We start from the raw sequence: 12,147 nt of genomic DNA on the forward strand, positions 1-12,147 counted from the left end.
GAATACTGACTTCAAAACTAATATTCATGTAAACATGAACATGTAATTCTAAAGCTATTACCATTCCAACAGAATGGTAATGAATTGACTGTGCCAAAATTAAGTAAACTTAATTTTGTATTGGTCACTCAGTTCATTGAAATCAATTTTGATTCCGAAGAATCTGTTTTATCTAACGATAAAACGTTTTGATATTCATCAACGAGTGCCCACACAGATTGATAGGTTTAAATTGTTAAAGAGCTTTTCCTTTTTGAGCTTCGCTCAAATCGGACGGCCATTTTAGCGATTTAAGTTTTAGTGTCAACCACTATTTTCAAAACTTTTTTCAAGCGCTTAGCTTGGCTAATTTGACCTGCTGATTCGTTTTGGTTTCTTACGAAGCCTTCCCGTTTCAACGAGGTCGCATTATAGAGATTTCGATCACACTGGCAAGCCCTTTTTGAAGTTTTTCTCGTTTTTTTATTCGTTCGATTAAAAAGAGCACAAAACGCCTCAAAAGTAGGCTTTTCTCTTACATATCTTGCAGTTTCTTAGAGAATAAAGAGACTTTTTCCCAGTTTGTGTATTCGACTTCCTTGGTTGTATCCGTTTCACCACCTGTCATATTCATAATGAAGCGAATCATGGTTTTATCGAACCAGTTATAACGTGGATAATAGAGTGCGCCAGCAAACACACCGATTAGAGTCGGCTGCCATGGGGACTTTAGAAGAAACTTCTTAATATAGGCGCTACCTTCAGGGGTATCTTTTCCTTGGTCTTCTTTACGCGCTGTTAAGTTAACGCAAAAGAAGGCAACCTTATTTGATTGCAGCTGATCAAGGTTGGCATCAATGAACTGATATAGCTTCTTATTGAGATGCCCATAGCGAATAGATGCGCCAATCAACACTCTGTCGTATTGAGCAAAGTCGACATTACCAATGGTGTGCAGATCTTGAAGCTCACATTCGAACTCATTCATTTCTTCTTTTATATAGTTCAAGATTTTCTTGGTCTGCCCTTCACGGCTTGAATACAAAAATAGAGCTTTTGCCAAAATGTTGTCCTTAGCTACGCCAAAACGTAGGGGTCAATAAAATTAATAAGGTGAATATCTCTAAACGACCAAACAGCATAGATACGATCAACACCCACTTAGCCTTGTCATTCACATCGCCGAAGTGCATTGCCACTTCACCTAAGCCCGGGCCAAGGTTATTCAATGTTGCCGCTACGGCAGAGAAAGCACTCAGCTCATCCATACCAGTTGCAATCAGAGCCAACATACAAACCACAAAAACCAATGCGTATGCAGAGAAGAAGCCCCAAACCGCATCGACGACACGCTGTGGTAGTGCCGAACCGCCAACCTTGATGGTATAGACAGCTCGCGGGTGGACAAGGCGCTTCATTTCACGAGCACCTTGCAAGGTAAGCAGTAATATTCGAATGACTTTCATACCGCCACCCGTTGAACCTGCACAGCCCCCTATAAAAGAAGAGAACAGGAGCAGCACAGGTAAGAATAACGGCCACTCAGAGAAACCTGTGGTGGTGAAGCCTGCGGTTGTTGAAATAGACACCGTTTGGAACAAGGCTTGATCAAAAGCATCGTAATACGAGTCATAAGAGTGGTGATTAAGCAGTAATAAGAAACAAACTAAGAACAAGACTGCTTGAATAAAGATAAAGGCGCGGAATTCAGGATCTTTCCAATAATACTTAGGATGCACACCACCAGAAGCAAATGCAGCAAAGTGAAGCGAATAGTTACACGCAGAGATAAGAAGGAACACGACCGTAATCATGTTGATAGCAGGGCTGTTGAAATAGCCCATACTCGCATCGTGAGTCGAGAAGCCACCAATCGCAATAGTAGAGAAGCTATGACTTATAGCATCAAAAAAGCTCATCCCTGCAAGCCAAAACGCCACCGCACAAGCAATCGTTAGACTCAGATAGATGTACCAAAGCGCTTTTGCCGTTTCAGCAATACGCGGAGTCATCTTACTGTCTTTTACAGGGCCCGGGATTTCTGCACGATATAGCTGCATACCACCGATGCCCAGAACCGGAAGGATGGCTACCGCCAATACGATGATACCCATACCACCAAACCATTGCAGGAACTGGCGGTAAAACAGAATCGCCTTAGGCAGATCATCGAGGCCGACAATAACGGTCGCGCCCGTGGTTGTTAATGCAGAAAAGGATTCGAAGAAAGCATCGGTTACCGACACATTGGGGTTATCGGCGATCAAAAACGGCAGCGCACCAGCACTACCGATTACCGTCCAGAATAAAACAACAATCAAGAAGCCATCACGCGCTTTCAATTCATGCTTATAACGCCGGTTTGGAAACCAGCAGGTTGCTCCACAGAATAAGAGAACAAAAAAGGTCGTCACAAATGGCACACCCGCACCATCTCGATAGATCAGTGCGACGAGCGCAGGCGCGAGCATTGATACACTAAAAAGTGCTAATAATAATCCGACGATTCGAATAATTGAGCGAAATTGCATGAGCTATTGAACGAAGCGAAATGCTTCACACTTCCTAGTTGTCTTTGACTTTCGTTACCAGTGCCTTAGCACCGCTTTTATTGATCATGGTTTGGGTAAACGAATCTACCTGAAGGAGCTCTATTTCAATAATAAGCTCAACTTGAACACCATAATCCGCTTGGACTTCAACAGCCTGATGCTGAGCCATGATGGATTGTGCAATCGGCACAAAGCCATAGTCTAACTCTAGCCGTAATTTTGTGGTTATTTTTTTCTCGATAGTTTGAAGCAGCTTGAGAGCTTGTTGTACTCCACCACCATAAGCCTTAACTAAACCACCAGTACCAAGCTTAATTCCACCTGAATAGCGAGTGACTACAGCCGTTAACTCGCCAACACCCGAACCAGACAGTTGCGCCAAGATAGGCTTACCCGCAGTACCCGAGGGTTCGCCATCATCACTAAAGCCCCACTTCATCGAGTCTTCAGGTCGCCCTGCAGCAAAGCCCCAACAGTTATGTCGCGCTGAAGAGTGCTCTTTTTTTACCTGCTCTACGAATTGTTTAGCAGTTTCTATACTTGGTGTATGAGCAAGGTGCGTAATAAAGACGCTCTTTTTTATCTCTTCTTCAAACAGAGCTGAAGCTGACGGTATTAAATAGGGCTGTTCATTCATATCGTTAACTTAGTAAATAAGAGCGGAGAAGTGTATCACGCGTGAATAATAAGGGTTAGAGGATCTGTGCTATCGCACAATGTTAAACAATTGTTTAAAAAATGTATTGAAATTAATCAACCACAGGTACAGACTAAGATAACTGGTCTTACCAGGTATTCTACAATAATAGAAAGATAACAAGATTCTCTCAAACAATCGTGGATTGTATGTCATGGAGATAGACAATGATTTACCAAGCTAACACCCTACAGGTAAAGGAATTACAAGATGGTATTGCGGAATTAAGCTTCTGTGCACCAGCCTCTGTAAACAAACTCGACCTTGCTACTTTAGAATCACTAGATAAAGCGTTAGATGCTCTTAATGCTCATGCAGGATTACGTGGTTTAATCTTAACTTCAAACAAAGACGCGTTCATTGTAGGCGCAGACATCACTGAATTTCTTGGCCTGTTTGCTAAGCCAGAAGCAGAACTTGATGAATGGTTAAGATTCGCTAATTCAATCTTCAGCAAGCTCGAAGACCTCCCTGTCCCAACTCTTTCAATGATGCGTGGCCATGCCCTTGGCGGCGGCTGTGAATGTGTACTCGCTACTGATTTCCGTATCGGTGACAAGACCACCAGCATTGGCCTACCTGAAACCAAACTCGGAATCATGCCTGGTTTTGGTGGTTGTGTGCGCCTACCTCGCGTTATCGGTGCTGACAGCGCAATGGAAATTATCACGCAAGGCAAAGCATGCCGTGCAGATGAAGCGCTTAAAGTTGGCTTGTTAGATGCGATTGTTGAAACAGACCAGTTACTAGAGTCGGCAATCAACACCGTTTCTCTGGCTGCTAATGAAAAGTTAGACTGGCAATTACGCCGCAAACAAAAAACATCAGCATTATCGCTAAGCAAACTAGAAGCGATGATGAGCTTTACCATGGCTAAGGGCTTAGTGGCTCAAAAAGCAGGGCCTCACTACCCAGCTCCGATTACTTCGGTGATTGCTATTGAAGAAGCAGCACGTAGCGATCGCGATGCAGCACTCGACATCGAACGTAAACACTTCGTTAAGCTAGCAAAATCTGAAGAAGCGAAAGCACTGGTTGGCTTATTCTTAAATGACCAATACATTAAAGGCTTAGCAAAACAGGCTGGTAAATCTGCGAATAAAGCGACTGAACGTGCTGCGGTACTTGGTGCTGGCATCATGGGCGGCGGTATTGCTTACCAGTCAGCATTAAAGGGCGTACCAGTGATGATGAAAGACATCGCACAGGCATCTCTTGATCTTGGTATGAACGAAGCTTCTAAGCTGTTGAATAAACGCTTATCACGCGGTCGCCTAGACGGATTCAAAATGGCAGGAATTCTATCTTCTATTACTCCAAGTCTACATTACGCAGGTGTTGAACAATCAGATGTGATTGTGGAAGCCGTTGTAGAAAACCCTAAGGTAAAAGCAGCAGTATTAAGCGAAGTGGAAGGTTTGGTTGGTGAAGACACGGTTCTTACATCAAACACCTCAACGATTCCGATCAACCTGCTAGCAAAATCTTTGAAGCGCCCAGAAAACTTCTGTGGCATGCACTTCTTTAACCCTGTGCATCGCATGCCTTTGGTTGAGATCATCCGAGGCGAGCATACTTCAGAAGAAACCATTAATCGCGTAGTCGCTTACGCAGCGAAAATGGGCAAATCCCCAATCGTTGTTAATGACTGCCCGGGCTTCTTCGTAAACCGTGTACTTTTCCCTTACTTTGGCGGTTTCAGCATGTTGCTACGTGACGGTGCTGATTTCACTAAAATCGATAAAGTCATGGAACGTAAGTTCGGTTGGCCGATGGGCCCAGCATACTTGCTAGACGTTGTGGGCCTAGATACAGCACACCACGCACAAGCAGTAATGGCACAAGGTTTCCCAGAGCGTATGGGCAAAGAAGGTCGTGATGCGATCGACGCGCTTTATGTCGCTGAAAAATACGGCCAGAAGAACGGCAGCGGTTTCTACACATACAGCGTAGACAAACGCGGTCGTCCTAAGAAGACCTTCTCTGAAGACATTCTTCCTATCTTGGCTGACGTATGCCAACAGCCACAAGACTTTGATGACCAGACCATTATCCAGCGCGTGATGATTCCAATGATCAACGAAGTGGTACTTTGTCTAGAAGAAGGCATTATCGCGACACCGCAAGAAGCGGATATGGCACTGGTTTACGGTTTAGGCTTCCCTCCATTCCGAGGCGGCGTATTCCGCTACTTAGACAGTGTGGGTATTGGTAACTTCGTTGAAATGGCGAAAGGCTACCAAGACTTAGGTGCAATGTACCAAGTTCCTCAACTATTGCTTGATATGGCAACTAAGGGCGAAAGCTTTTACGACAGCCAACAAGCCAGTTCTCTGTAACCCACATTTGGAAAAGGAATAGCAAAATGAAAAATGTAGTTGTTGTTGATTGCCTTCGTACCCCAATGGGACGTTCCAAAGGTGGAGCTTTCCGTCACACTCGTGCTGAAGATCTGTCTGCACATTTGATGAAAGGCATTTTAGAGCGCAACCCAGAAGTAAACCCTGTCGAAATTGAAGACATTTACTGGGGCTGTGTACAACAAACACTAGAGCAAGGCTTCAACGTTGCACGTAACGCTGCCTTGCTTGCTGGTCTACCGATTGAGATTGGTGCGGTGACGGTCAACCGTTTATGTGGCTCATCTATGCAAGCTCTGCATGATGCAACCCGCTCTATCATGGTTGGTGATGCTGAAATCTGCCTGATTGGTGGTGTGGAACATATGGGTCATGTACCAATGAACCACGGTGTTGATTTTCACCCTGGCATGTCAAAACACGTAGCGAAAGCTGCGGGCATGATGGGCCTAACGGCTGAGATGCTAGGTAAAATGCACGGTATTAGCCGTGAAGACCAAGATGCATTCGCAGCGCGCTCACATGCTCGCGCTCAAGCAGCAACAGTTGAAGGTCGTTTCAAAAATGAAATCCTACCAACAGAAGCTCACGCGGCAGACGGTTCACTGTTCACTCTGGATTACGATGAAGTCATTCGTCCAGAGACAACGGTTGAAGGCCTATCTCAGCTTCGCCCGGTATTTGACCCGGCAAACGGCACAGTAACAGCAGGTACGTCATCAGCTCTGTCTGATGGTGCTTCTGCAATGCTAATCATGAGCGAAGAGAAAGCCAACGCACTTGGCCTCAAGATTCGTGCTCGCGTGAAGTCGATGGCTATCGCAGGTTGCGATCCTTCAATCATGGGTTACGGCCCTGTCCCAGCTACACAAAAAGCACTTAAACGTGCAGGCCTAACCATTGAAGATATGGGTGTGATTGAGCTAAACGAAGCGTTTGCCGCTCAATCTCTTCCGTGTGCGAAAGACCTAGGTCTACTGGATGTGGTTGATGAGAAAGTAAACCTTAACGGCGGTGCGATTGCTCTTGGTCACCCACTGGGCTGTTCTGGCTCTCGTATCTCGACGACCCTAATCAACCTAATGGAAGCACAAGATGTGAAATACGGCTTAGCGACCATGTGTATTGGTTTAGGTCAAGGTATTGCAACGGTATTTGAACGCCCATAGCGATCACTGACGGTAATACTTGAAGAGTAATCTTTTGTGCAGCTATATTTATATAGCTGCACTTTTTATTACTCGACATCCAACAATACATAGATTCGTTCACCGAATTTAGCGAAAGAAAATCACTACTTACATCTATGCACAAAACGCATAGATTCAATGTTGATGTTTCATTATTTTTTCTCGGATGATTCAACTACAGTTACTTCAGTTTCCTAATATTTCTCCCATGGAGCAGATCATGTTTAAAGCACTTGTACTAAACCAAGAAGACAAAAAAACTATCGCATCAGTTTCTCAAATTGAAGAGTCTCAATTACCAGAAGGCAACGTGAAGATCGATGTAAGCTACTCTTCTTTGAACTACAAAGATGGTTTGGCGATTACAGGTAAAGGGCGCATTGTTCGCAACTTCCCGATGGTTCCTGGTATCGACCTTTCTGGTGTGGTTTCACAATCTGATGACCCTCGCTACAAAGCGGGCGACGAAGTAGTTCTGACTGGTTGGGGTGTTGGTGAAGGTCACTGGGGTGGCATGGCTGAGAAAGCAAGCCTAAACGGTGACTGGTTAGTGCCTATGCCTAAAGGTCTAAACGCGAAAAAAGTAATGGCAATCGGTACTGCTGGCTTCACCGCTATGCTTTGTGTGCAAGCAATCGTAGATGCAGGCATCAAGCCAGAAGACGGGGAAATCCTAGTAACAGGTGCAAGTGGCGGCGTAGGCAGTGTGTCTATCACTCTACTAAACCAACTAGGTTACAAAGTAGCAGCAGTAACAGGCCGAGCTTCAGAAAACGGTGAACTACTAAAATCACTAGGCGCGACACGCATTGTTGAACGTGCTGAACTAGAAGAACCAGCTAAACCACTAGAAAAACAACTGTGGGCTGGTGCTATCGATACTGTAGGTAGCAAAGTACTTGCAAAAGTATTGGCGCAAATTGATTACAACGGTGCAGTTGCGATGTGTGGTCTAGCAGGCGGTTTTGACTTACCAACAACAGTAATGCCATTCATTCTACGTAACGTTCGTCTACAAGGTGTTGATTCTGTAATGTGCCCTCGTGAAAAGCGCATTAAAGCGTGGGAACAGCTGGCTGAGCTACTACCAGAATCTTTCTACGCTCAAGCAACCAAAGAAGTGTCTTTAGACGGTGCAATTCAAGCCGCAGAAGACATCACTAACGGTCAAATCACTGGTCGCGTTGTTATTAAACTGTAATTGTGAATTAAACTCCCGTAACCCAAAATAACAAAGGGCTGATAGTAATCAGCCCTTTTGCGTTTTTGTCATTTAGGTCGAGTGAGTCCAAACTAAGTCTCAATTAACCCAAACCTACATCCGCAATCCGTTTTTGAATCAGCTCGCCACACTCTTCTTTGACCACTCTTCTTAACCATTGCTGTGAAGCAGAAGAGTCGCAACGAGCATGCCAGATCAGTGAGTAATCAAACGGCATAAACTCAAATGGCAACGGTTTAACGACTAAGTCATAACGCTCTGCTACCAAATAAGCCAAATCAGCAGGTACTGTGATCACTAATGGCATTCTATCGACAATCGCTAATGCCGCTTCAAGATGATAAGCGCGCAGCACCATTTTACGAGGCTGTTGATTAGCTAAAGCGTTGTCTAATAAAGATTTAACACCATCACTGATCGCAATCATCGCATGAGGTAAAGAAACATAATCCTCAAGGCTTAAAGGCTGCTCGGCCAATGGGTGTTTTTTAGATAACAAACACGATACACCAACCGGTCCCAAGACCTCTTGATGAAGTGGTGCAATGCTGCCACTCGGACGACAAATCGCCATATCAACACGTTCGGTACTGAGCTGCTTAAACAAATGCTCATGCTGCAGCGGTGCAAATTCCAAAGAGATATTAGGCGCTTGCTCGTAAATTTTCGGCAGGGCATAAGGCAATATGGTTTGCATCGCGTAGTCAGTGGTCGCAATCAGGAAGCGCTCACTGCAGTAATAGGGGTCAAAATCACTCGGGCTAAGTAATTGGCGAAAAGACTCCAAAGGTTGATCAATGCGCTGACTGATCTCGAGGGCTTTCTTGGTAGGAATAAGGTGCTGACCTTGGCGTGTAAACAGCGGATCGTTAAGTAGTTCTCTTAAGCGCCCTAACACTCGACTGGTTGCCGATTGACTTAAGTTAAGACGAAGCGCGGCTTGGCTAACACTGCCCTCTTCAATCAATACTTTTAAGGCGACCAGTAAATTCAGGTCTCTACGATAGATGTCTTCTAATTCCACGCCACTTACCTAGCTGTATACAATTATCATTGGTCACTAAGTTGTTTATAGCATGCTTTAGATAAAAAAAATCCCGCAATTACGCGGGGAAGCCCAAGAAAATCTGGGGATAGTGTCGGAATGTTGTCGTATCGGAATTTGCTTGTTGTATCCGGGTTAGTGCTCTTGCTCCTCGGCTATGCCTTGCCAACGGCGCATCTCTACCCAAATACCAATAATCGTTGCTACTATGCCAAAGATTGGCATCAGTGAGGTCTCTGTCGATGAGCGTAGTACTAACGCACAAAAAGAAATAAAACAGAGAACCGAATAAATTGTTAATCTATCTAATCCTGTCAACATCGCCACTCCTTAGCTAGTTGCCTTTGTTTCAAGTTGTTATCAACTTGTTAACTAAGTTATAGGAAATGATTCTGTTTGCCAAGCACTTATTGCATATTTTTTCTGCAGACGTATTATTCACTCGTTAGATAGATATAGAGATACAAACCATGACATTCAAACCTGAACTGGCAACCCATACTTTAGAAGCTGAAGGCCTGCGTTGCCCAGAGCCAGTAATGATGGTCAGGAAGACAATTAGAAACATGCAGGATGGCGATGTGTTACTGGTAAAAGCTGACGACCCTTCGACAACTCGAGATATTCCGAGCTTTTGTCGATTCATGGATCACCAGTTGGTAGGCCAAGCAACAGAAACGTTGCCTTACCAGTATTTGATCAGAAAGGGATTGGAGGCGTAGCGCCCCACCGACTATCAAGTATCAAAAAAGCCGCTGGTACCTTATGTTCTTAAACAGAACTCAGAGTACCAGCGGCTTTTTGTTTATTCGCTTCTAGACTTGTTTTGCAGATGCTCCAGCTGATGCTGAATTTCTCGGATATCTTTGCGCATCGGAATAATATGCGCGACCCGAATCCAAGCCTCTACCGCAAGCGCAGTCATGATGATGGCACCCGCGACCATTGGCAGCCACATGTCCGTCAACACCATGCCTAATAATGTAAGTGCAAGACCAAAGGTAAATAGATAACTTTGGCTTTGTGGAGTAATACCCATATAACGCGTCAACATAATCATGCCCTCGTGTTCTTAACTCACAAGATTAAAATATCATGACAAGTATGACAGTTATATGTCCGTTCGCTCGATAAACCCCACAATACTGTAAGAGTATGACCTACAACACATTACTCTACTGATTGAGTATAATAAGACTCAATACCACCTATCAATAGAAAGCCGCAGCGATAGCTAAACCCACGAATAACAAGGCTGTGATCTTACGAATCAGATCAAGAGGCATCTTATCAGCAGACAGCTTACCGATGATCACCACAGGCACATTTGCCAGCAACATACCAATGGTTGTACCCAGAATCACCCACGCTAATGCATCCGCATATTGAGCCCCTAGGATAGAGGTCGCAATTTGGGTTTTATCGCCGATCTCAGCAATAAAGAAAGCGATAAAACTGGCGACAAACGGTCCTCGGTTTGAGATCTGTTCATCGTCATCTAACTTATCGGGAATCAAAATCCAGCCAGCCATCGCAATGAAACTGACCACCAGCACCCACTTTAATACTTCAGGTGAAAGATAATCAGCAACCACGACCCCGAGCCATGCTGCAAGGGCATGATTGGCAATGGTGGCAAAGAAGATAGCCGCAATGATAGGTATCGGCTTGCGATATCGACTGGCTAATAAAAGAGATAGCAACTGAGTCTTATCACCGATCTCGGCTAAGGCGACAGTTGTAATTGAAATTGCTAAAACGCTCACGACATGCTCATTTGGGATGGGGATTATTATATTTAACCAAAGACAAACCTCGCGCCCCATCCCGGTTCACGATGCTTGTCTATGGTCTTGCTAAGCACCACCAAGGTGGTGGTTGCCTCGAACGCCATGATGATTTTGCATCAATTATGTTGACGAACGAACTCATTCAATAGGATATGAATAAGTAAGCTACTCCCCAAAGACCGCGAGATTTTAATAGCCCATGCTTTCAAACACAAGTGTCAAAGTTATCAAAATATCCACTTGTGCCGAAAAACAAACATTAAAGGCACAAAAATCCACTAAACGACATTTTAGACCACTAATTAAACAAGATTACCCCTACTCGCTTTACAAATATCTCGGTATACTCAGAGGTTATTTTTCTCATTCATTTAAAAGAATCGCGCGAACCTGACTATGCAAAAATACGATATCAAAACCTTCCAGGGAATGATCCTCGCGCTGCAGGATTACTGGGCACAAAACGGTTGTACCATTGTTCAACCACTAGATATGGAAGTAGGTGCTGGCACCTCTCACCCAATGACATGTCTACGTGCACTTGGCCCAGAGCCAATGTCTACGGCATACGTTCAACCTTCCCGTCGTCCGACCGATGGTCGTTACGGTGAAAACCCGAACCGCCTGCAGCACTACTATCAATTCCAAGTAGCTCTAAAACCTTCTCCAGATAACATCCAGGAGTTGTACTTAGGCTCTCTTGAAGTTCTTGGTGTCGACCCGCTTGTTCACGACATTCGCTTCGTTGAAGATAACTGGGAAAACCCAACACTAGGCGCATGGGGCCTTGGTTGGGAAGTATGGCTAAACGGTATGGAAGTGACTCAATTCACTTACTTCCAACAAGTTGGCGGTCTTGAGTGTAAGCCTGTAACAGGTGAGATCACTTACGGTATCGAGCGTCTAGCAATGTACATCCAGGAAGTAGATTCTGTTTACGACCTAGTATGGAACATAGCACCAGACGGTTCTAACGTAACTTACGGTGACATCTTCCACCAAAACGAAGTTGAGCAATCAACCTACAACTTCGAGCACGCAGACGTAGATTTCCTATTCACTTTCTTCGACCAGTGCGAGAAAGAGTGTAAAGAGCTACTTGAGCTTGAGAAGCCACTTCCGCTTCCAGCTTACGAGCGCATTCTAAAAGCAGGTCACGCATTCAACATCCTTGATGCGCGCAAAGCTATCTCTGTAACAGAGCGTCAACGTTACATCCTTCGTATCCGCAACCTGACTAAATCAGTTGCTGAGGCGTACTACGCGTCACGTGAAGCGCTTGGCTTCCCAATGTGTAAGAAGGACAAATAAT

The 12,147-nt window shown here is 44.7% G+C and carries 12 protein-coding genes and 1 riboswitch; of the genes, 5 read left to right on the forward strand and 7 right to left on the reverse strand.

All coding sequences use genetic code 11. The features are described 5' to 3' along the window. Positions 1–514 precede the first annotated feature (514 nt). From hemG to QQ041_RS11540, 3 genes are read right to left on the reverse strand one after another with little or no spacing between them, the layout of a single operon-like run. Positions 515–1,042 carry a menaquinone-dependent protoporphyrinogen IX dehydrogenase gene (gene hemG, locus QQ041_RS11530; protein ID WP_146492807.1) on the reverse strand — a complete coding sequence of 176 codons (528 nt, stop codon included), beginning with the start codon at positions 1,040–1,042 and terminating at the stop codon, positions 515–517. 10 nt (positions 1,043–1,052) lie between these two features. Next, on the reverse strand, positions 1,053–2,510 hold the full coding sequence (locus QQ041_RS11535; RefSeq protein ID WP_017077285.1) for a TrkH family potassium uptake protein: 1,458 nt from the start codon (positions 2,508–2,510) through the stop codon (positions 1,053–1,055). Positions 2,511–2,544: 34 nt separating this feature from the next. Continuing rightward, positions 2,545–3,168 (reverse strand): YigZ family protein, encoded by a 624-nt coding sequence (locus tag QQ041_RS11540; RefSeq protein ID WP_210447671.1) that lies wholly within the window; start codon positions 3,166–3,168, stop codon positions 2,545–2,547. A gap of 227 nt (positions 3,169–3,395) precedes the next feature. Here QQ041_RS11540 and fadB point away from each other — a divergent pair, with 227 nt between their 5' ends. The 3 genes from fadB (at position 3,396) to QQ041_RS11555 (ending at position 7,979) form a co-directional block, all read left to right on the forward strand. Next, complete coding sequence (gene fadB / locus QQ041_RS11545; protein WP_146492805.1) at positions 3,396–5,567, forward strand: fatty acid oxidation complex subunit alpha FadB; 2,172 nt, start codon at positions 3,396–3,398, stop codon at positions 5,565–5,567. 26 nt (positions 5,568–5,593) lie between these two features. After that, positions 5,594–6,757 carry an acetyl-CoA C-acyltransferase FadA gene (fadA, locus tag QQ041_RS11550; RefSeq protein WP_017058821.1) on the forward strand — a complete coding sequence of 388 codons (1,164 nt, stop codon included), beginning with the start codon at positions 5,594–5,596 and terminating at the stop codon, positions 6,755–6,757. 241 nt (positions 6,758–6,998) lie between these two features. Next, entirely contained in the window at positions 6,999–7,979 is a 981-nt protein-coding gene (locus tag QQ041_RS11555; protein ID WP_086712375.1) for an MDR family oxidoreductase, read from the forward strand. 103 nt (positions 7,980–8,082) lie between these two features. Here QQ041_RS11555 and QQ041_RS11560 read toward each other — a convergent pair whose 3' ends face one another. Then, positions 8,083–9,024, reverse strand: coding sequence for a LysR family transcriptional regulator (locus tag QQ041_RS11560; protein ID WP_285953982.1), 942 nt, complete (start codon positions 9,022–9,024; stop codon positions 8,083–8,085). Between the two features lie 156 nt (positions 9,025–9,180). Next, complete coding sequence (locus tag QQ041_RS11565; protein ID WP_004736674.1) at positions 9,181–9,366, reverse strand: hypothetical protein; 186 nt, start codon at positions 9,364–9,366, stop codon at positions 9,181–9,183. Positions 9,367–9,515: 149 nt separating this feature from the next. On the opposite strand from QQ041_RS11565, the gene tusA reads away from it, so the two are divergent. Further along, positions 9,516–9,767 (forward strand): sulfurtransferase TusA, encoded by a 252-nt coding sequence (gene tusA / locus QQ041_RS11570; RefSeq protein ID WP_004736675.1) that lies wholly within the window; start codon positions 9,516–9,518, stop codon positions 9,765–9,767. An 83-nt stretch (positions 9,768–9,850) separates the two neighbouring features. Here the strand turns inward: tusA and QQ041_RS11575 are convergent, their stop codons facing one another. Beyond that, positions 9,851–10,105 carry a hypothetical protein gene (locus tag QQ041_RS11575; protein ID WP_017058818.1) on the reverse strand — a complete coding sequence of 85 codons (255 nt, stop codon included), beginning with the start codon at positions 10,103–10,105 and terminating at the stop codon, positions 9,851–9,853. Between the two features lie 151 nt (positions 10,106–10,256). Next, positions 10,257–10,811, reverse strand: coding sequence for a TMEM165/GDT1 family protein (locus tag QQ041_RS11580; RefSeq protein ID WP_017058817.1), 555 nt, complete (start codon positions 10,809–10,811; stop codon positions 10,257–10,259). Positions 10,812–10,904: 93 nt separating this feature from the next. After that, positions 10,905–11,021, reverse strand: a riboswitch (yybP-ykoY riboswitch). A 210-nt stretch (positions 11,022–11,231) separates the two neighbouring features. Here QQ041_RS11580 and glyQ point away from each other — a divergent pair. Further along, positions 11,232–12,146 carry a glycine--tRNA ligase subunit alpha gene (glyQ, locus tag QQ041_RS11585; protein ID WP_285953983.1) on the forward strand — a complete coding sequence of 305 codons (915 nt, stop codon included), beginning with the start codon at positions 11,232–11,234 and terminating at the stop codon, positions 12,144–12,146. The last annotated feature ends 1 nt before the right edge of the window (position 12,147 follow it).

It is taken from the genome of Vibrio sp. TMPB1044 (assembly GCF_030442075.1).
GTDB classification, from domain to species: domain Bacteria; phylum Pseudomonadota; class Gammaproteobacteria; order Enterobacterales; family Vibrionaceae; genus Vibrio; species Vibrio satsumensis.